The sequence below is a fragment of the Pseudomonas sp. PA-7-1E genome, assembly GCF_021605325.1.
GTDB lineage: Bacteria > Pseudomonadota > Gammaproteobacteria > Pseudomonadales > Pseudomonadaceae > Aquipseudomonas > Aquipseudomonas fluorescens_BV.
In genome coordinates, this window is the sequence record NZ_WKFA01000002.1 from 16827 (window position 1) to 36411 (window position 19585).

Consider the following 19585-nt stretch of genomic DNA (forward strand, 5'->3'; position numbering starts at 1 on the left):
CGCTACTTGCAGAGTACGGGGGGACGTACTGATGTTCGAACTCCGAGTGTTGGATGGTTTGCATCAAGGGGCCGCGCTGCCTCTGTTTGGTGAGCAGTGGAGCCTTGGCGCCAACGCGGACGCTGATCTCTTGCTGGATGATCCCGGTATCGCCGAGCACCACGCGCGCCTGCTATTGCTCGAAGGGCGCTGGTCGGTGCAGGCTGAAGCGGGGCTGCTGAAAAACGGCGATGGGCAAATGTTGGCGCAGATCGGCGATCTGGCACTCAACACGCCGTTTATGATTGGCCCCGTCAGCTTGTGTGTATGCCCTGCCGATCATCCTTGGCGGCAGGCATCGGTGCTCAAGCCGCCCCGGCCGGCAACGGAGCCCTTGCCCCAGGCGCCATTGCCGCTGACGCTGTCTTCCATTCCCTTGTTGCAGCAAAAACGCTTGGTCAGCCTGGTTCTGCTATGCGCCGTGATCATCGCTGCGGTCGGCATTATCTTCAGCGGTGAGCGTGAGGCCCAGGCATCGCTGATGCCGGCGGTCATTCAGAAACCCGGGTTGGACTCACCCGTTGAGGTGCGTCAGCAACTCATGAAGATGCTCAACGAACGTGAATTGCTCCAGCGCGTCAGCTTGCAGATCGTCAATGGTCAGATTGCCCTCAATGGTGTTGTTTCCCAGGATGAAGTGGAACTGATTGCGCGCATGCTCGACCGTTTTGCCGAGCAATTCGACACTGTGGTGCCGGTGCTCAGTCGCGTACGGGTACGCGAAGGCAGGCTACCGTTCAAGATCTCGCAGATAGTGGGTGGCCCGAATGGCCACGTGGTGCTGGAGGAAGGAAGCCGCTTATTCGTGGGTGATGAAGTGGATGGCCTGCGCCTGGTTCTGATCGATAACAGCAAAGTGGTTTTTGACGGCGAGCAACGCTATGAGGTGGGCTGGTGAAGGGGTCGCTGCAGGAGCGTCTGGAGGCCTGGCAACTGAACCAGTCACAGGCGTTGAGCAGTTTCGCGCCGGTGACAATGCTCGGTCGTATCCAGCGCGTGAACGGCATGCTGCTGCAGTGCCGGTTGCCGCAGGCACGTATTGGTGACCTATGCAAAGTCGAAAAAGGGCCGGGCGACTACATGCTCGCCGAGATCATCGGGTTCGATCAGCGCGATGCGGTGCTCAGTGCCCTGGGCAACCTTGAAGGCGTGCGCGTAGGCGCCAGCGTCGAGCGGTTGGGGGTTCCGCATCAGGTCCGGGTCGGTGATGAGTTGTTGGGGCAGGTGCTGGATGGTTTTGGCCGCCCGATTGCGGGCGATGGTGTGAGCGCGTTCGTGGAAGCGGACACCCCTGGGGCGACCACAGTGTTATGCGAGGCGCCTCTTCCTACCGAACGGCCGCGGATCAACCGCGCACTGGCTACGGGGGTGCGCTCGATTGATGGCCTGATGACTCTGGGGGAGGGCCAGCGTGTCGGGCTGTTTGCCGGAGCCGGTTGTGGCAAGACCACCTTGTTGGCCGAAATCGCCCGTAACGTGGAGTGCGATGTGATCGTATTCGGTCTCATCGGGGAGCGGGGCCGGGAACTGCGCGAGTTTCTCGATCATGAACTGGATGAGCAGTTGCGTGCCAAGGCCGTGTTGGTGTGTGCAACCTCCGACCGCTCAAGCATGGAGCGCGCGCGTGCTGCGTTCACGGCAACTGCGCTGGCCGAAGGTTTCCGGCGCAAGGGCCAGAGGGTGCTGTTGCTGATCGACTCTCTGACCCGTTTTGCCAGGGCCCAACGTGAAATCGGCTTGGCTGCCGGTGAACCCTTGGGGCGCGGTGGTCTGCCGCCGTCGGTCTACAGTTTGCTGCCACGTCTGGTGGAGCGTGCCGGCTTGACCCGTGAAGGCGTGATCACGGCCATCTATACAGTGTTGATCGAACAGGACTCCATGAACGATCCGGTAGCGGATGAGGTGCGCTCTCTGCTCGACGGTCATATCGTCCTGTCGCGCAAGCTGGCCGAGCGCGGCCATTACCCGGCGGTCGATGTCCTGGCCAGCCTTTCGCGGATTCTAAGCAATGTTGCCGAGCCCGTGCATATCCGTGCCGGCACGGCGCTACGACGCTTGCTGTCGGCTTACCAGCAGATCGAGCTGATGCTCAAGTTGGGGGAATATCAGCCCGGCAACGATGCACTCACCGACCTGGCTGTTGACAGTCGGCAGGCGGTAGATGGCTTTCTGCGCCAGGACTTGCGCGAACCTTCGCCGCTTGCCGCCACCATGGACCAATTGGCTGAGCTGACCGCCCATGTCCCATTCTGAAGTGTTACCGGCTGAAATCGATACCCTGCGACGTTTGCGCCGACACCGTGCAGACCGCGCCGAGCGTGCGCTGCGTGAGGCAAAAAGGGCGCAGCAAGCGCTGGTCGCGCATATCCGGGAAGCGCAGGAAATCCTCGAGCAAACCCGCCTGGAAGAGGCCCGGCAATGCGCGCAGCTGTTGAGTCAGCACCAGGGGCAGGTGGTGACGTTCAAGGCGCTGAAAAACTGGAGTGCCAAGGAGCGGCAATTATCGGCGGGTACCCGGCGTGAAGAAGGCCAATTGTTGCAACTCCAAGAGCAGCAGCAAGAGCGGGCTGCACGGGTCGGCCAGGCGCAGAAACACGTCACCTTGTGCTTGCGCCAGGTAGAAAAAATACAAGAGTTATCTGAGTTACTGAGGCAGGAGCCGATATGAAACAGGTTTCAGTTAGTCCGCCTGAACGTCAGCGTCCGCGCGAGTCTCGCGATGATCGTGCACCTGAATTCGGTACCCTGGTGCCTTGGGAGCAAGGGCGATTGTTCGCCCGGTTGTTTGACGATGGGGGCCAGGACAGCGGGGGATATGGAGCGTCTCTGAATGGAATCAAAGCCTCGGGCGATGTCGCCATGATCGGGGCACTGACCGAGCAGTTGGCGCCGCGAATGCTCGTTGGTTCGCAATGGCCGTTGATGGCTGTTTTTCACCTGGGCCGCCTGGGGCGGATCAACGCCAGTATCCGCCGGGAGCAGGGGGGCTGGAACGTCGAGCTGCATGCAGAGCAAGACAATACGGTGCACTGGCTCAGTGGTGTACGCCAACAATGTGAGCAACGGTTGGCGCAGAGCCTGCGCCAGCCTGTCAGTTTGTATCTGGCAAAATCGACGTAGGCATGATGCTGCCACCTTTGATACTTCCCAGATTCAAAACCGATATTGCGGTTGCCCGGCAGCGCTTGGGGCAAGGGTTGTGTATGCCGTTCGAGGTCGCTGGGTCGAGTGGCGAGTTGAGAATGGAGCCTGGTACTGCTCCTGTGGGCATCCAGCCGCTCTGCTTCGAAACCGCCTGTGGCGTCTTGGCCTTCAGTGAGCCAGGACCACAGTTCAGCTTGATGGGTGAATGCCCCGTGACGCTCGAGCCGGCCGGGAATGATCCGGACGCCTGGTTCTGGGAGTTGTTCCAGCATCATCTGAGCCCTGAGGTGCAGGCGTTGTTTGGGTACCTGCGTTTGCTGCCAGGCGCTCGCCCCATGAACTTTGGTTGTCGACTCTGCGTGACGCTTGGGGCCTCTCGCGTGGCGGGCTATCTGTGGCTGTCTGTCGAGAGCTTTCTGGCGCTATGCAAGGCGGGGCCGTGGCGATCCAGGGCTGAGCCGATGCCGGCGCAGTTTCGGCTGGCGGTTGACGTAACGCTTGGGCACCTGCGGTTGTCCATGCACCAGCTGCGCGGCTTGCGGGCTGGTGACGTGCTGGTGCTTGAGCGAGCCTTTTTCAGTGCGTCGGGAACCGGCCACGTGCAGGTTGGCAAACAGCGCCTGGTGGGCTGGATCGACGCTGAATCCGGGCCGATGCGTCTGACCCTTACTTCTATCGAGGATATGTTTGTGGATGAGGATTTTGCAACACAGCCCTACTCAGAGCATGAGGATGAAACAGCGGTGATGGATGTGTTCGGGCATGAACCATTCGACGAGCTGAGCATGGCGCTCAATGTACGGTGCGGTACGCTGAACCTGACCCTCGGCGAATTACGCAACCTTGCGCCCGGCGCGGTGTTGGGGGTTGCCGGCTATGCCCCCGGCACTGCCGGTCTCTATTACGGCGACCGCCCCCTCGGCCTGGGCCAGTTGGTTGAAGTGGACGGGCGACTGGGGCTGCAGATGTCTCGCGTGATCTTTTCTCGATGAATAGTTTCCAGGGAATAGATCCGGTCGTCCTGGCAATATTTCTTGGGGCACTGTCGTTGATGCCCATGCTGTTGGTCGTCTGCACGGCGTTCCTGAAGATCGTGATTGTGCTGATGATCACCCGCAATGCCATCGGTGTGCAGCAGGTGCCTCCGGGCATGGCCATCAATGGTATTGCCCTGGCGGCAACCCTGTTCATCATGGCGCCTGTAGGCTATGAGATGGCCGAGATCGTCAAGGTGTCGCCCCTGGACCTGACCAGCGTAGGCGCACTCCAACAGACGGGAATGGAGGCGATCAAACCATTGCGCACCTTCATGCTGCGCAACAGTGACCCGGATATTCTTACCCACCTGTTGGAAAATGCCATGCGCATGTGGCCGGCGCAGATGGCGCAGGAGGTCCAACGTGAGGACCTGATCCTGCTGGCGCCGGCCTTTGTGCTGTCACAGTTGCAGGCGGGGTTCGAAATCGGCTTCCTGATCTATATCCCTTTCATCGTGATTGACCTGATCGTTTCCAATCTCCTCTTGGCTTTGGGTATGCAAATGGTCTCGCCCATGACCATTTCCCTGCCGCTCAAATTGCTCTTGTTCGTGATGGTCTCCGGGTGGTCGCGGTTGCTCGACAGCCTGTTCTTTTCCTATCTCTGAGTGACCTATGGAACCCATCGTACTGTTCAAGCAGGGCATGTTGCTGGTAGTCATGCTGACGGCGCCGCCGCTGATCGTGGCGGTGGTGGTGGGGGTCATGACCTCCCTGGTGCAGGCGCTGATGCAGGTACAGGACCAGACGTTGCCCTTCGGTATCAAGCTGGTGGCAGTGGGGATCACCCTGATCATGACCGGTCGCTGGATCGGTGTGGAGTTGATCCAGTTGATGAACTTGACCTTTGACATGATCGGTCGATCGGCCCTGCACTGAGGTCTGCCTGTGCTGTTATATCTTGAGTATTTGCCCTCCCTGCTGGTCGCCATGGCGCGTATCTACCCCTGCGCTTTCCTCGTGGCGGCATTCTGTTTTCAACATATACGCGGCATGCTGCGGCATACCATTGTGGTGGTCATGGCACTGCTGCCTGCACCTGCCATTCATGTCATGCTGGAGGGCCAGGAACACTCGGCGCTGATGCTCGGAGGGCTGGTCCTCAAAGAGTTGGCCCTGGGGTTATTGCTGGGCGTGTTGCTGTCGATGCCGTTCTGGCTGTTCGAGTCGGTCGGGGCGTTGTTGGATAACCAGCGGGGAGCTTTGGCCGGTGGTCAGCTCAACCCCTCGCTTGGGCCAGACGCGACGCCGGCCGGGCATCTGTTCAAACAATTGGCGATTTTTTTGCTGATGGCCAGTATGGGCCTCGGAGCGTTGACGCAGGTGATCTGGGACAGCTATCTGCTCTGGCCACCGACGGTGTGGTTTCCACTGCCCGCTGCCGATGGGTTCGATGTATTTGTCGGCCTGCTTGGCGATACCTTCACGCACATGATGCTCTACGCTGCCCCCTTTATTGCGGTGCTGCTGTTGCTGGAGTTCGGCATCGCGCTGCTGGGGGTCTACAGTCAGCAATTGCAAGTGAGTACGCTGGCGCCGCCCCTCAAGAGCCTGGCGGGTATCGGTGTGCTGTTGTTGTATTTTGCGTTGCTGCAGGATCTGATCGTCGGGCGCATGGGCTTGCTTAAAGACCTCAAGCACTCCCTGGGCGTGTTCTTCAAGGTCTCGCTGTCATGAGTGATTCGGGGGAAAAGAAGCACCCCGCATCAGCCAAGAAGCTGCGTGATCAGCGTAAGAAAGGCCAAGTCGCCCAAAGCCAGGATGTGGGTAAGCTACTGGTGCTGACAGCCATCAGCGAAATCGCCTTGTTCACCGCCGAGAGCAGCCTGCAACGTTTCCAGCAGTTGATGCTGCTGCCGATCACGCGTCTGTCCTTGCCTTTCCCGCAGGCGCTGGAAGAAGTGATGGTCGAAGGTTTGATGTTGTTTTTCTCCTTCGCCCTGTTGATGGCCGCGGTGGCGATTATCACGAAGCTGGTCAGCAGTTGGATGCAGTTCGGGATTCTGTTCGCGCCGGACGCCTTGAAGCTCGACTTCAATCGTCTCAACCCGCTCAGCCAACTCAAGCAAATGTTTTCTGCCCAGTCGGTAATGAACCTGTTGATGAGCATCGTCAAGGCCACACTGCTGGGCCTGATCCTGTACGTGGTGATCTGGCCTTCCCTGGGGGCGTTGATCAATATGGCCACCAGCGATCTGCAAAGCTACCTCCTGGGATTGATCGCCCTGTTCCGCTATCTGCTGCATGCCTGTCTCGGGTTATTGCTGGTGCTGGCGCTTATCGACCTGGCGATGCAGAAATACTTCTTTGCCAAGCGCATGCGCATGACCCAGGTCGAGGTCATGAAAGAGTACAAGGACATGGAGGGCGATCCCCACGTGAAGGGGCAGCGCCGCGCCCTGGCGCAGCAATTGGCCCAGGAGGAGCCGAAGGTCAAGCTGCCCAAGCTGGAGGAGTCCGATATGCTGGTGGTCAACCCGACGCACTTTGCCGTGGCCTTGTATTACCGCCCCGGCAAAACGCCGCTGCCCCTGCTGGTGAGCAAAGGGACTGATGATGACGCCCGTGCGTTGATCGCTCGCGCCAAAGCGGCTGATGTACCGGTGATCCAGTGCGTGTGGCTGGCCCGTACGCTGTATACGAACAAGCTGGGGGCGACAATTCCTCGTGAAACCCTGCAGGCCGTGGCATTGATCTACCGCACCCTGCGCGAGCTTGATGATGAGGCCAAGCGTGAAACCCTGGAATTGCCGGAGCTTGATCTGCGTTGATCAGCGCCGGGTACGCGCATCCAGGGTTTCAAGGTTGGCCAACGACAACATTCGGCTGAGGAGCCTGTCGAGCAGGTTGGGCTGTGGGGGCAGTGCATGCCAGATCACCAGCGCGTCCTGGGCGTCAATGTAGATAAAGCAGCCATCGAATGCCACGGCCTGCTCGAAACGCCGCTCCAGCGCGTTCTGCAATTGTGAAGCTTGCAGCGCCTCGCGAGCCACGTGCAGGGCCAGACCCTGACGGGTTCCGGCTTGCATGTTGCTGGCTGTTACCCCCGGGCCAAGCGTCAGGTGGGCGGCAGAGCCGCCCACCAGGCTGTCGAGGAAGACCTGGCGTTCATCGGCCGGGGTTCCCTGGGCGCTCATCGTTCCAGCGACACCGTCTGATAGTCCGGACGCTCTCCGGCAGGGCCGGGTTCGACGCGCGTTTGTGAAGGCCACCAAATCACCAGCTTGTCCTTGGACGATTGCGGACGTGAGCAGGAGTCGCCCTTGCAGGTGGGCGTACAACCGGCGACGAGCAGCGCCGCGCCGATCAGGGTGACGTACAGCGAGCGATGTTTCATGGCTTGGCCTTTTGAGTTGGAGTGATCAGGGAGGGACGGGGCACGCTGATGTGTTCATCCTTGACCACCGGGCGCATGGCGATAAACACTTCTGCTTCCTCGCCCGGCTTGAGCCAGGCGCGGGGCCAGACACTCACGGCCAGGGTTTGCGAAGTACTGCATTCCTTTTCGTCGATGCGCACATTGCGATTGAACTGGTTGCGCAGCACCACCACGGCTACGTTGTACTGCGGGCCGGCGTACCACTGGCTGCGCTCGGTGTTCAGCGCCAGCAAGTTGCGGGTACTGCACAAGGTGTTCAGCCCCAGGGGCATCGGCGCTACCTTGAAGGCTTTGGGCACTTGCCCGGTGACCAGGTGCGCCAGGGTACTGATAATGTCGCTGCGCTTGATCACTGGCTGGTGAGGGTCGTAGCGCCTGGCCAGGGGGGTGAGAGCGGCTTGCAATTCGACCTGGTCTGCCTGGGGCAGGTAGCGTGACGGGTCGGTCTGGTCGCCGATAACGCGTGGCGTGAGGATAAATAGACGTTCGCGCCGATTGTTCTGTCGTTCAGTGGAGGAAAACAACGCCTTGCCCAACAGCGGAATATCCCCCAGCAGGGGTACTTTGCTGTGCTTGTCGGTGCTTTCGGTGACGTGGAAACCACCGACCACGAGCGAACGTTTTTCGGCCATGATGGCTTGGGTGCTGACTTTGCCTCGGCGTACATCGAAGCTACCGGGAGTAGGGTTGGCCTCTTCGAAGTTACCGTCCTCGATATCTACCAACAGCTGAATCTGATGGCCACCACGGCTCGTGATGACGCGGGGCACGACCTGGAAGCTGGTACCCACGGTGATCGGTAAAATCGTAGCGTTCTGCCGACCGCGAGTCAGGTATTGGGTCCGGTTGAAATCAATTACCGCTGGCTGGTTTTCCAGTGTCAGGACTGACGGATTGGACACCATGGTTGCCAGGCCCTTGGCTTCCAGCGCGCGTATCTCCGCGTCGAAACGACCGCGGTTTTCAATTGTCAGCTGAGCGTTGCCGGAAATCATGTTGGCTGCGCCACTGAAGCGACTGTTCTGAAAGCCCCATCTCACCCCGAATTCGCGCAGTTGCGTGCGCTCGATGTCGAGGATGATGGCATCGATTTCCACCAGTTTGCGTGCCACGTCGAGCTGGGTGATCAGTTCGCGATACATTGCCTGCCGTTCCGGCACGTCATAAATCAGGATGGCGTTATTGCGCAAGTCGGCTTCGACGCGGATACGGGCAGGGCTGAGGGGGACCCGCCGGGTGATTGACATGCCCGTATCGGTCGAGTCGTTCAACCCGGTTGTCGGCGTGGAGCCGAGCATTTGCCCCAGCAACGGGTTGCTCAAGCGTGGCACCACCGGTGTGATGAACGGGGGCTGGGTGATGGAGCGTTGAGACTGCGCCGAAGACGATGAGGGTGAGCGCGGTTCCAGGAGCCCTCTTAGCATGGTGGCTACACCGGGGATGATGATTTTTTCGTTGCGATATTCCATTTGGCGATCCGCCGCGCTGGCGAATTTCAGTGGATAGCTCAGCACGCTCTGTTTTTCATCCGTAGAACGGCGCTGGCTGCTGAAGCGCTTGATCTGTTCGATATAAACCTTCGGGCCGGAGACCAGCACAACACCGTCTTCCGGCAACTCGCCCCAGCCGAAACGACTGTCGAGCAAGCCTATATCGGTCAGCGCTTGTTTGAGGTCCGCGATGGTCTCGGAGGAGACTTCCAGGCGCGCGGATTCTTGCTGGTCCAGGGTGCTGATATAGAGGGTGTTGTTATACATATACCATTGGAAACGGTGTTCGACCCCCAACCGGTCGAGCAATGATTGCGGCGTATTTGCGCGTATCTTGCCGTTGACGTTACCTTCGAGCAGGCCCTCGACCTGGAGCTGAGTACCAAATGTCTGGGCAAAATCCTCCAGCACTTCGCGCACTGGCTTGTGCTGGGCTTCATAAGCGTAGGCCGTGTTCTTCCACTCAGGAGGTATTGCGGCCAGCGCGCTATCCAGTGGTAGCAGCCACCCAGGCAGCATAATGAGCCAACACCAGGCGGCGCGGGGAGTAAAAGCAGGTACGTGAGGGCGCAAGCGTTTGTGCTTGTCGTTTTTATCAGGCATGGGAAAGTCTCTGGTTAGTACGGTGTCGAGCGCAGCGACGTGGATATGAATGTGCGTACAGGCCGCGCCTGGCGCGCGACGACGGCGCGCCAGGTGTCGCGTTGGTTGAGGAGGGACTCGAGACACTTCGCCAGTGCTTCGCCGTGCCCCCTCTCCACGCATTGAATAAGCCAAAGCGCACCGGTGGTCGGCGCCAATGCAACTGCACCGTGAAAATAGCTCAGGCTAGGGCCTCCCAAGCGCATCCAGGTGCGCAACTGGGCTTTGTGGTCACCCGCCTGGGTCAACTGGACCTTTACCAGCAGTCTGTTCGAAACGCGTTGAAAGATGATTTCGTCGTCGCTCTCAAACAAGGTGAGCTGCTCTTCGTGGCCATTCAGCCAACCGGCAAGGAGTGCTTGCAACTTATTGCACGCCATCCAGCGCTGTTTTGAGCAGTGTATGTCTGGAGCGCGTGTGTTCGTTGAACGCGATGACAGAGAGCTTCTGTTGTTTCATGAGGTTGCTGAAGTAATCGATATCTGCATCGAGCGCTTCCGGATCTTTATAGGCCGTATTCACCCGCTTGATATCAGCCTGAACTTGCCTCAATAGATGGTTTTTCAGGTTTCCGTGAAAGTCCATGATTTTTACTCCAGATGTGTCTGAACTGTGTGGCGGGTTGATTGCCACCAGTTCCATCGGAAGAAATTTTTTTAAAGATATCGCCTGCCTCTACCGCTATGTTCCTACACGTTTGTAAACAATATTTCTCGCATCGAGGCCCAGTCGATCCGAAAATCGCCTTCATCTGTTTCCAGTAACAGCGATTGAGGTTTGACCTGGTCATCGGGGCGAAGCTTCCAAGGTGTAGAGCCCAGCTGGACCAAGGCTTGGGCTATCTGCTCATGCTCGAGCGGGTTGCAAACCAGGGTGGCCTTCATAGGTGGAATTTGCGTCGTTACCAACTGTTTGACCAATGCCGAAAGGCGCTTTGGGGGAGGCACTTCCTCCAACAGGCAGTGGAAGGCTCGGTTGGCGATGGATGTTGCGTAGTGTTCGAGGTTGTCACACATCGCCTTGCGTTGGCGCTCCCACGCACTGAGTTGCGCGTGGGCGCGTGACCAGAAGTCGAGGCGGGCCTGCTCAAGCATTTCTTCACGATGCTCAACCGCCTGGCGCAGCAGCTCTTCAGCTTGGGCCCGTGCGCTATCTAGCAACTGCGCGGACTGAAAGCAATCGGCGAGCATCTCCCGGGTAATCAGTACTTTTGGCTGCCCGGAAGCGCCGTCGTGCAATTCGATTTTGCGTTGGGTCAACATAGACAATGCTCTGGTGTGTTGCCGTTAACGACGAGTTGTTTCACTACCCGTTGCGTCGATACGCCAGACAATCGCCTGCCACAGCGTATTGAGCCGGCCATGCGCATCGTCAAATGGCAGGTGTGTGGTTTCAAGTGCCTGCACCCGGTCAGGCGGCAAGCGCAGACGAAGGCGTTGCCAGACAGCAGGCTCGACCCAGGCCCTCAGCAATTGCATTGGATCATCCTCCGGCTGCAACAGGGCGTCAGGGTGTAGCGCCTTGGCAAGGCGCTCACACCACTTGCGGTGTTCATCGCACAAGGGGCTGTCGAGGTTGGGATGGCACGTAAGCTCCAGCAGTGCTATCGCCAGATCGAACTGCTCCCGTGAAGCCAGGGCCAAACCAAGCACCGTTGCACAGGGAGGGGGAGGCAGGCATGGCTCGATGCCCAACGCTGCGCACGCCAGCGCGGGTTGGCTGCGGCACAAGGCGGGTACTGCGTGGTAGGCGTGAGCGCTGGTCGCGTCCGGGTGCGAAAACTGCCACGGACTGGCCCACCATTGGGCCCAGGCCAGATGATCACTCATTCGCTAGAGGCGCTGGGGCGACAGGTTCCTGCCTGGATCGTTGGCTTCGTATGCGCCAGAACAGCGCCAAGGCGAGTGTCAGTATCGCGCCGATAACCAGAGCGCTCATAGCGGTACGCCAAAAACCGACGTCTTCCTCAGGGATCAGGAACGGACCGAAGTAGCTCAGGCGTTGTTGTTCCTGGTAAGCCGTTGCCGGTACAAAAACCACCGTGAGCTTCTGCGCGTTATCCAGTGCAGTGGTCATGCCAGGAATACTACTGGATACCATCCTGCGTACGCGCGCGCGGATGCTGTCGGGCTCCAGTCGTGGGTCATGTTTGATGAACACTGAGGCGGAGGCGGGTTGGACGGGCTCACCGGGAGCCACGCGTTCGGGCAGCACCACGTGCACACGAGCGACGATGACCCCATCGATGTTTGACAGGGTCGCCTCCAACTCCTGGGACAGGGCATAGATATACCGGGCACGCTCTTCCAGTGGCGTAGAGATGACGCCCTCCTTGCGGAAGGTGTCCCCCATCGTGGCACGGGCGACCTTGGGCAATCCGACCGCTTCCAGTGTGCGAACGGCGCGGCTGATATCGGCTGCATTGACACGCACCACGACGCCGTCCTTGGCAGGCACTTTTTGTGCGCGTATGTGTTTGTCAGCCAGTTCCGCGATGACCTCATTGGCATCCTGCTCGGAGAGTTGGCGATGCAGTTCGACACTTTCGCCGCAGCCGCCCAGCATCAGCGCCAGCGAGAAAACTAATCCGACGGATAGAAAACGAGTCATTTTTTCCTACTGCAGGTTGCTGATTTTTTCTAGGCATTGCGCGCCCTTGCCGACGCACTTCACCAGGGTTTGGGTCAGTAGAATGGAGTCTGAAAGATTGGGGGTGTAGTTGAGCCGATTTTTTTCTTTGAACTCATTGTTGAAGTCCTTGAGACCTCGACTCATACCACTTTTAGCCTTGTCCAAATACTGCAAAGCGTCGGTCAGTGCGTTCGCGGATGGCGTGGCGGTAACCCGTTGCATCGAGGGGGCCAATAACGCGCTGAAAAAGCTCGCATCTTCGCTGTGGTGCGTAGGTTGGGTAGGGGACCTGTGGGCTGTAAGGCCGTTTTGATATTCGCGTAATACGTCGACTTCTTCTATTTGCATATGGACCTCTAAGGGGAAACCCGCCCTTTGATGACCAAGGGCGGTGAAGCTATTTAACGCAGCGCGTCGTTGTTCTTTTTCTGCTCACTGATCCTGAACGCCTCATTGCTTTCTTTCATGGATTCGCGAAGCAGTTGCTTCCTTTCTGCCTTAAGGTCTGCGTTCTCGCCACCGGTGACCGGGGGGTGGTAGCTTTGCGGGTTGATGCCAGAAATACTCATAGTGATGCTCCGCTATCTAAGAAATGACATTTGAGCCTTGATGCGTAGTTGCAATAGTGTTGCTGCCGATAGGCACTAAATATATCAGGCTCATCCTTGTGTGGTTCAGGCTCGAATATGGTTCCCGCTTTTACTTAAAGGGTGTGTCTGAAGGTGTCTTCGGTGTGGGCTGAGCAGCGGGCTACTGTATATCTAGTTGTTTCATTCGGTAGTAAAGCGTTCTCTTTGCCATGCCCAACTCTACAGCCACCTCGTCCACACAGTAGGTATGACGCCGCAGCGACTCTTCAATCAGAGCTTTCTCGATTTGTTGCAGGCGTTCTTTCAGGTTGGTGGGTTGGTTTGTAGCGTTCGAGGGCGAGCTTGATAATGGCGCCAGACCCAGCACGAAACGTTTGGCAGTCGAGCGCAGTTCACGCACATTCCCCAGCCATGGATGGCACAGCAACTGTTGGACTAGCTCACTGCAAGGGTTTGGGGCGAGACACTTATAGTGCTCGGCTTCCTCTTGAATCATACTCAGGAACAACGGGACGATTCGGTCACGGCGATTGCGCAGCGCAGGCAGATTGATATTTACGACGTTCAGGCGGAAATACAGGTCGCGCCTGAACTTTCCCTGCTCGACCATCTCATGCAGGGATTGTTGCGCAGAGGCGATGACTCGCATGTCCACCGGGATAAACCGGGTTGAGCCCAGGCGTTCGACGCCACGTGACTCCAGCACACGTAGCAGTTTGGCCTGCATGGAAAGCGGCATGCTGTCGATTTCATCCAGATACAAGGTGCCCAGGTGTGCGGTTTCGATAAAACCCGCACGTGATTGCACTGCTCCTGTATAGGCGCCGCTGTTGACGCCGAACAGTTGGCTCTCTGCGAGGCTTTCCGGGATGGCGGCGCAGTTCACTGCGACAAAATGACCTCGTCGCCTCGACAAACGATGGATTCGTTGGGCCAGGGTATCCTTGCCAGTACCCGTCTCCCCCAACAACAAAATATCGATATCGAGCGCTGCGGTACTCTTGAGCGTACGTTCAATATCCAAGGTTTCAACAGAAGGGAAGTATGTCTCATTTGTTGTCTTGTAAGAGGCTGACATAGTCAGGGTGCTCCACTATCGCTATCACTTCACTGTTGATAGAACGCTGTTGGCGTGCGGTCAGTAGAGCGCAAATAATCAAAAATGTCATCGTGCTTATTAGTATGAAAATACTGCGCGAGAGCGTGTCAAATATTAACTATGTCAGGGCGCTGTATTGTTCAAGTGCATTCTTGATGGTTGTTGAATCTTTAGTGTAGGAGAAGACTTAAGGGTTGAAGGATTCATCGTTTAAATCGATCAAGGGTTATGAGTGATTAAGTTTTCTATGTGTGGGGCTTTTAGTTGGGTGGCAGGTAGAAACAGGAGGCAATAAAAAACCGACGCAATGCGTCGGTTTTTTTGTATCGGGCAGAGGTTCAGCTAACGCTTACACGTTGAAACGGAAGTGCATCACATCGCCATCTTTGACAATGTAATCCTTACCTTCCAGGCGCCACTTACCGGCTTCCTTGGCACCGGCTTCACCCTTGAACTGGATGAAGTCGTTGTAAGCGATCACCTCAGCGCGGATAAAGCCTTTCTCAAAGTCGGTGTGGATCACGCCAGCCGCCTGTGGCGCGGTAGCACCGACCTTGACGGTCCAGGCGCGGACTTCTTCGACACCGGCGGTGAAGTAGGTCTGCAGGTTGAGCATTTCGTAGCCGGCGCGGATCACGCGGTTCAGGCCCGGCTCTTCCAGGCCCAGGGCCTCGAGGAACATGTCCTTTTCTTCGCCGTCATCAAGCTCGGCGATTTCCGCTTCGATCTTGTTACACACCGGAACAACGATGGCGCCTTCTTCGTCGGCAATGGCCTTGACCACGTCGAGCAGCGGGTTGTTCTCAAAGCCGTCTTCGGCAACGTTGGCGATGTACATCACAGGCTTGGTGGTCAGCAGGTGGAAGCCCTTGATCACGGCCTTCTCATCGGCCCCCATATTCTTCATCAGGCTGCGCGCCGGTTTGCCTTCGGTAAAGTGCGCGATCAACTGCTCCAGCAGGCCCTTCTGGACCACTGCATCCTTGTCGCCGCCCTTGGCGTTACGCGCGACTTTCTGCAGTTGCTTTTCGCAGCTGTCGAGGTCGGCGAAGATCAGTTCCAGGTCGATGATCTCGATGTCGCGCTTGGGGTCTACGCTGTTGGAGACGTGAATCACATTCTCGTCTTCAAAGCAGCGGACCACGTGGGCGATAGCATCGGTTTCGCGGATGTTGGCCAGGAACTTGTTGCCCAGGCCTTCACCTTTCGAGGCGCCGGCGACGAGGCCCGCGATGTCGACGAACTCCATGGTGGTCGGCAGGATGCGCTTGGGATTGACGATGGCCGCCAGTGCGTCAAGACGCGGGTCCGGCATTGGTACGATGCCGCTGTTGGGTTCGATGGTGCAGAAGGGGAAGTTCTCCGCCGCAATACCGGACTTGGTCAGGGCGTTGAACAGGGTGGACTTGCCGACGTTGGGCAGGCCGACGATGCCGCAATTGAATCCCATGGTGTTTCCCCTCGGATAAGAGTCAAGCCTTCTGGCTGTGCAGGTTTTTCATCGCACGGTTCCATTCACCGGCGAAGATATCCGGCAGCACGCCGAGGGCAAAATCGATGCTGGCATCGAGTTTTTCCTGTTCGGCGCGTGGCGCACGACCCAGGACGAAATTTGAAACCATACTGGCAACGCCTGGGTGGCCAATGCCGAGCCGCAGACGGTAAAAATTATTCTGATTGCCCAACTGCGCGATGATGTCACGCAGGCCATTGTGCCCACCATGCCCGCCGCCGAGCTTGAGCTTGGCTACGCCGGGTGGCAGGTCCAGTTCGTCATGGGCCACCAGGATTTCTTCGGGTTTGATCCGGAAGAAACCCGCAAGCGCCGCGACAGCCTGGCCGCTGCGGTTCATGTAGGTGGTGGGAATCAACAGACGAACATCCTGACCCTGATGCGAGAAGCGCCCGGTCAGGCCAAAATATTTGCGATCGGCCACCAGATTGATGCCTTGGGCGTGGGCGATACGCTCAACAAAAAGGGCCCCCGCGTTATGCCGGGTCTGTTCGTATTCGGCGCCTGGATTTCCCAGGCCAACGATCAGTTTAATGGCAGTCACGACAGGGGCCCTTCCTTTGGAGTTGTGGATAACATCGCCGTACCCAGGTGCGGCGAAAGTGGACGACACTACATCATTTACTCAAGAGTAAACGCCGCGTTATCGCCCGCTTTCTCGCTACGTTTCGGTCCGCGATGTTTCCTCAAGCTCCGGCAATACAGAGTGAATTACTCTGCAGCGCCTTCTTCAGCTTCTTCTGGAGCAACGCGTGGAGCGTGAACGTTGGCAACAGCTTTGTCATCACCGTGAGCCAGTGCAACAAACTCAACGCCTTTAGGGGCCTTGAGGTCGGACAGGTGAACGATGGCGCCGATTTCCAGAGCCGACAGGTCGACTTCGATGAACTCAGGCAGGTCTTTCGGCAGGCAGGTCACTTCGATTTCGTTCAGGACGTGAGAGATCTCGCCGCCTTTCTTGACCGGAGCTTCTTCACCCACAAAGTGCACAGGCACGATGGCGGTCAGTTTCTGGCCAGCTACAACGCGAACGAAGTCAGCGTGCATGATGAACTGCTTGGAAGGGTGACGCTGCATTGCTTTAACGATGACGTTCTGCTTGGCGCCGTCGACGTTCAGCTCGATAACGTGGCTGTAGGCAGCTTCGTTTTCGAACAGCTTGGCGATTTCCTTGGCCAGGATGGTCACGGATTCAGCAGGCTTGTTACCACCGTAGACAACGGCTGGGATGTTGGCGGCGTGACGCAGGCGGCGGCTCGCACCTTTCCCCAGGTCAGTACGCGCTTGGGCGTTCAGAGTAAATTCGTTCATGTTGTATCTCCAAAATAGCCATCATCGAGGGGCGTTTGCGACCAGCGCCGAACTCGATATGGGCAAAAAAGCCCCGCCCCAGCGGAATGCTGGGGCGGGGCGCTTTTCGTCAGTGAGGTGATCCGTTGGTTTGACCCTTAACGGAACATCGCGCTGATCGATTCTTCATTGCTGATGCGGCGAACCGCTTCGGCAACGACCGGTGCAATATCCAGTTGGCGGATACGTGCACAGGCTTGAGCTGCGGCGGACAACGGGATGGTGTTGGTCACCACCAGTTCGTCCAGCACGGAGTTCTCGATGTTCTCGATCGCTCGGCCCGACAGCACAGGGTGTGTGCAGTAGGCGAAGACTTTTGCTGCACCGTGCTCTTTCAAGGCTTTCGCCGCGTGGCACAGGGTGCCGGCGGTGTCGACCATGTCATCAACCAGAATACAGGTGCGCCCTTCGACATCACCGATGATATGCATCACTTCAGAGTGATTGGCTTTCTCACGGCGTTTGTCGATGATCCCGAGGTCCACGCCCAGGGATTTGGCAACAGCCCGTGCACGCACGACGCCACCAATGTCCGGGGACACGATCATCAGGTTTTCAAAGCGCTGGTCTTCGATGTCATCCACCAGGACGGGGGAGCCGTAGATGTTATCTACTGGAATATCGAAGAACCCCTGGATTTGGTCAGCGTGCAGGTCAACCGTGAGCACACGGTCGATACCTACCACGGTCAGCATGTCAGCAACGACTTTCGCGCTGATAGCTACACGTGCGGAGCGCGGACGGCGATCCTGACGGGCATAACCAAAGTAAGGGATTACAGCTGTGATTCGAGTCGCTGAGGAGCGGCGGAAGGCATCAGCCATCACGACGAGTTCCATCAGGTTATCGTTGGTCGGAGCGCAGGTCGGCTGAATAATGAAGACGTCTTTACCGCGGACATTTTCATTGATCTCGGCTGTAATTTCGCCGTCGGAGAATTTACCGACAGAGATGTCACCGAGAGGGATATGCAGCTGACGTACGACACGTCGAGCCAGATCGGGGTTGGCATTCCCCGTAAAGACCATCATCTTGGACACGCGCAGTACCTAGAGGCTGAGGGTAACCTGGATGAGTATTAGAAAATGGCAGGGGCGGCTGGATTCGAACCAACGCATGGCAGGATCAAAACCTGCTGCCTTACCGCTTGGCGACGCCCCTGTATCTGTTGCAACGAGTGCCTAACACTCGGTTCCTTTTAGAGCAGACTTTGCAGCTTGCGATGCAACATCGAAACGTTGCTTCCTTTTGCTACAAACCCTGTAAGGGTCTCTGTAAGAAGGGCCGAGACTTTATCAGCTTCAGCTTTGCTTGGGAAGCCCCCAAACACACAACTTCCAGTTCCGGTTAATTTTGCTTCGGTAAATTTACCTAACAAATTCAAAGCGTTACGTACCTCTGGATAACGCCTTGCTACAACCGGTAAGCAGTCATTTCGACTGTTTCCCTTGGGAACGGGGCGCACTTTAATGGGAGAAGAGTTACGTGTCAACAACGGATCTGAAAAAATTTCTGCTGTACTTACAGATACTTGCGGCACCAGCACGACATACCAAGGTTCTTCGGGCTCTACAGGGGTGAGTTTTTCCCCGACGCCTTCAGCAAATGCGGCGTGCCCCCGCACGAAAACCGGGACGTCGGCGCCCAGCGTGAGGCCCAGCGCAGCAAGGCGATCGTGGTCCCAGCCCAGTTGCCATAAGTGATTGAGGCCCAACAAAGTGGTCGCGGCATTTGAGCTGCCGCCACCGATACCACCGCCCATGGGCAGGATTTTGTCGATCCAGATATCAATGCCAAGTGGGCAGCCGGATTGTTCCTGAAGTTTTTTGGCCGCCCGCACAATCAGATTGCTGTCGTGGGGCACACCGTCGAATTCGGTGTGCAACTGAACCACGCCATCGTCACGCACGGCAAAGCTGAGCTCATCGCCGTAGTCGAGAAACTGAAACAGCGTCTGCAACTCGTGGTAGCCATCTTCACGGCGGCCAAGGATGTGCAGCATCAGGTTGAGCTTGGCCGGGGAGGGCAGGGTCAATTTTTGTACGGACACGTTATTGCCCCAGCTTGCGCGGTTGCCAGTCCTTGATCACCAGCGTGACATCAAGGTCGGTGCCATGCAGCTTGATACGTTCGGGCAGCCAATACCCGCTTTGCTCCACGTAGCTCAAATATTCGACCTGCCAGCCATCCTGCTCCAAGGTGGCGAGGCGGCTGTCGCCATTGAGGCTCAGACGGCTCTTGCTGTCAGGTGCCGGCAAGCCGCGCACCCACCAGACCAGATGCGAGACGGGCAACTTCCAGCCAATCTGCTGCTCCAGCAGTTCTTCCGGGGAGGTTGCCTCGTAGCGGCCCTGATTGGCCACTTCCAGGCTCACTTGCCCTGGCCTGCCAGTCAGGCGGGCCGCGCCACGGCCCAGGGGCCCCGAGAGGCGAATGTCGTAATAGTCCTGGCGCTGCAGCCAGAACAGCGTGCCGCTGCCAGAGTCTTTCGGCGCACGCACCCCGACCTTGCCCTCGATCTGCCAGCCATCAATGCTGCTGAGCTGGTCCTTGTGTTGTTTCCATTGTGCCGGGTTGCCCTGGCCTTCAACGGATTCACGGCTGCCGATGCCCGCGCAACCGGCGAGCAGGGCGATGAAGCTGAAAACGATAACGTGGCGCAAGAACATAA

The 19585-nt window shown here is 57.8% G+C and carries 26 protein-coding genes and 1 tRNA gene; 9 read left to right on the forward strand and 18 right to left on the reverse strand.

What is annotated here, in order from left to right:
• The first annotated feature begins 31 nt into the window (after window positions 1-31).
• The 9 genes from GIW79_RS01330 to sctU are packed head-to-tail and all read left to right on the forward strand — an operon-like array spanning window position 32 to window position 6991.
• Window positions 32-937 (forward strand): FHA domain-containing protein, encoded by a 906-nt coding sequence (locus GIW79_RS01330; RefSeq protein ID WP_181125408.1) that lies wholly within the window; start codon window positions 32-34, stop codon window positions 935-937.
• Window positions 934-2292 carry a FliI/YscN family ATPase gene (locus tag GIW79_RS01335; protein WP_034128102.1) on the forward strand — a complete coding sequence of 453 codons (1359 nt, stop codon included), beginning with the start codon at window positions 934-936 and terminating at the stop codon, window positions 2290-2292. The genes GIW79_RS01330 and GIW79_RS01335 overlap by 4 nt, the downstream gene beginning before the upstream one ends.
• Window positions 2279-2707, forward strand: a complete 429-nt coding sequence (gene sctO, locus GIW79_RS01340) for a type III secretion system stalk subunit SctO (protein WP_054921802.1) — start codon at window positions 2279-2281, stop codon at window positions 2705-2707. The genes GIW79_RS01335 and sctO overlap by 14 nt, the downstream gene beginning before the upstream one ends.
• Complete coding sequence (locus GIW79_RS01345; RefSeq protein WP_054897141.1) at window positions 2704-3159, forward strand: type III secretion system HrpP C-terminal domain-containing protein; 456 nt, start codon at window positions 2704-2706, stop codon at window positions 3157-3159. Before sctO ends, GIW79_RS01345 begins: the two co-directional genes overlap by 4 nt.
• A gap of 2 nt (window positions 3160-3161) precedes the next feature.
• Window positions 3162-4175 (forward strand): FliM/FliN family flagellar motor switch protein, encoded by a 1014-nt coding sequence (locus tag GIW79_RS01350; protein ID WP_089041408.1) that lies wholly within the window; start codon window positions 3162-3164, stop codon window positions 4173-4175.
• Window positions 4172-4828 (forward strand): type III secretion system export apparatus subunit SctR, encoded by a 657-nt coding sequence (gene sctR, locus GIW79_RS01355; protein WP_034128098.1) that lies wholly within the window; start codon window positions 4172-4174, stop codon window positions 4826-4828. The genes GIW79_RS01350 and sctR overlap by 4 nt, the downstream gene beginning before the upstream one ends.
• A gap of 7 nt (window positions 4829-4835) precedes the next feature.
• Window positions 4836-5099, forward strand: a complete 264-nt coding sequence (sctS, locus tag GIW79_RS01360; RefSeq protein ID WP_034128097.1) for a type III secretion system export apparatus subunit SctS — start codon at window positions 4836-4838, stop codon at window positions 5097-5099.
• Window positions 5100-5108: 9 nt separating this feature from the next.
• On the forward strand, window positions 5109-5897 hold the full coding sequence (gene sctT, locus GIW79_RS01365; RefSeq protein WP_054897140.1) for a type III secretion system export apparatus subunit SctT: 789 nt from the start codon (window positions 5109-5111) through the stop codon (window positions 5895-5897).
• On the forward strand, window positions 5894-6991 hold the full coding sequence (sctU, locus tag GIW79_RS01370) for a type III secretion system export apparatus subunit SctU (protein WP_034128095.1): 1098 nt from the start codon (window positions 5894-5896) through the stop codon (window positions 6989-6991). Before sctT ends, sctU begins: the two co-directional genes overlap by 4 nt.
• Here the strand turns inward: sctU and GIW79_RS01375 are convergent, their stop codons facing one another.
• The 18 genes from GIW79_RS01375 to lolB all read right to left on the reverse strand — a co-directional run bounded on the left by GIW79_RS01375 (window position 6992) and on the right by lolB (window position 19583).
• On the reverse strand, window positions 6992-7357 hold the full coding sequence (locus GIW79_RS01375) for a hypothetical protein (protein ID WP_034128094.1): 366 nt from the start codon (window positions 7355-7357) through the stop codon (window positions 6992-6994).
• On the reverse strand, window positions 7354-7557 hold the full coding sequence (gene hrpT / locus GIW79_RS01380) for an HrpT family type III secretion system protein (RefSeq protein WP_054897139.1): 204 nt from the start codon (window positions 7555-7557) through the stop codon (window positions 7354-7356). The genes GIW79_RS01375 and hrpT overlap by 4 nt, the downstream gene beginning before the upstream one ends.
• On the reverse strand, window positions 7554-9692 hold the full coding sequence (sctC, locus tag GIW79_RS01385) for a type III secretion system outer membrane ring subunit SctC (protein WP_054921807.1): 2139 nt from the start codon (window positions 9690-9692) through the stop codon (window positions 7554-7556). Before sctC ends, hrpT begins: the two co-directional genes overlap by 4 nt.
• 14 nt (window positions 9693-9706) lie before the next feature.
• Entirely contained in the window at window positions 9707-10096 is a 390-nt protein-coding gene (locus GIW79_RS01390) for a type III secretion system chaperone (protein ID WP_034128091.1), read from the reverse strand.
• 1 nt (window position 10097) lies between these two features.
• A complete protein-coding gene (locus GIW79_RS01395) occupies window positions 10098-10316 on the reverse strand; it encodes a hypothetical protein (RefSeq protein ID WP_034128090.1) in 219 nt (72 codons plus the stop codon).
• A 104-nt stretch (window positions 10317-10420) separates the two neighbouring features.
• Window positions 10421-10993, reverse strand: coding sequence for a type III secretion system stator protein SctL (sctL, locus tag GIW79_RS01400; RefSeq protein ID WP_034128089.1), 573 nt, complete (start codon window positions 10991-10993; stop codon window positions 10421-10423).
• 24 nt (window positions 10994-11017) lie between these two features.
• Complete coding sequence (locus GIW79_RS01405; protein ID WP_034128088.1) at window positions 11018-11560, reverse strand: hypothetical protein; 543 nt, start codon at window positions 11558-11560, stop codon at window positions 11018-11020.
• Window positions 11553-12341: a type III secretion system inner membrane ring lipoprotein SctJ gene (gene sctJ / locus GIW79_RS01410; protein ID WP_054897135.1), complete on the reverse strand. Its 789-nt coding sequence runs from the start codon at window positions 12339-12341 to the stop codon at window positions 11553-11555. Before sctJ ends, GIW79_RS01405 begins: the two co-directional genes overlap by 8 nt.
• A 6-nt stretch (window positions 12342-12347) precedes the next feature.
• A complete protein-coding gene (locus GIW79_RS01415; RefSeq protein ID WP_057977397.1) occupies window positions 12348-12710 on the reverse strand; it encodes a hypothetical protein in 363 nt (120 codons plus the stop codon).
• A gap of 53 nt (window positions 12711-12763) precedes the next feature.
• Entirely contained in the window at window positions 12764-12931 is a 168-nt protein-coding gene (locus GIW79_RS01420; protein ID WP_034128085.1) for a hypothetical protein, read from the reverse strand.
• A 181-nt stretch (window positions 12932-13112) separates the two neighbouring features.
• Window positions 13113-14030 carry a sigma 54-interacting transcriptional regulator gene (locus tag GIW79_RS01425; RefSeq protein ID WP_054921811.1) on the reverse strand — a complete coding sequence of 306 codons (918 nt, stop codon included), beginning with the start codon at window positions 14028-14030 and terminating at the stop codon, window positions 13113-13115.
• Window positions 14031-14400: 370 nt separating this feature from the next.
• Entirely contained in the window at window positions 14401-15501 is a 1101-nt protein-coding gene (ychF, locus tag GIW79_RS01430; RefSeq protein WP_014716830.1) for a redox-regulated ATPase YchF, read from the reverse strand.
• Between the two features lie 22 nt (window positions 15502-15523).
• Complete coding sequence (gene pth / locus GIW79_RS01435; RefSeq protein WP_003188350.1) at window positions 15524-16108, reverse strand: aminoacyl-tRNA hydrolase; 585 nt, start codon at window positions 16106-16108, stop codon at window positions 15524-15526.
• Window positions 16109-16275: 167 nt separating this feature from the next.
• Window positions 16276-16875, reverse strand: a complete 600-nt coding sequence (locus GIW79_RS01440; protein WP_003188351.1) for a 50S ribosomal protein L25/general stress protein Ctc — start codon at window positions 16873-16875, stop codon at window positions 16276-16278.
• A 137-nt stretch (window positions 16876-17012) separates the two neighbouring features.
• Window positions 17013-17954 carry a ribose-phosphate pyrophosphokinase gene (locus GIW79_RS01445; protein WP_003171603.1) on the reverse strand — a complete coding sequence of 314 codons (942 nt, stop codon included), beginning with the start codon at window positions 17952-17954 and terminating at the stop codon, window positions 17013-17015.
• A gap of 46 nt (window positions 17955-18000) precedes the next feature.
• A tRNA-Gln gene (locus tag GIW79_RS01450) sits at window positions 18001-18075 on the reverse strand.
• 37 nt (window positions 18076-18112) lie between these two features.
• Complete coding sequence (gene ispE / locus GIW79_RS01455) at window positions 18113-18964, reverse strand: 4-(cytidine 5'-diphospho)-2-C-methyl-D-erythritol kinase (RefSeq protein ID WP_057977393.1); 852 nt, start codon at window positions 18962-18964, stop codon at window positions 18113-18115.
• Between the two features lies 1 nt (window position 18965).
• Window positions 18966-19583 (reverse strand): lipoprotein insertase outer membrane protein LolB, encoded by a 618-nt coding sequence (gene lolB, locus GIW79_RS01460; protein ID WP_032893661.1) that lies wholly within the window; start codon window positions 19581-19583, stop codon window positions 18966-18968.
• Window positions 19584-19585: the final 2 nt, after the last annotated feature.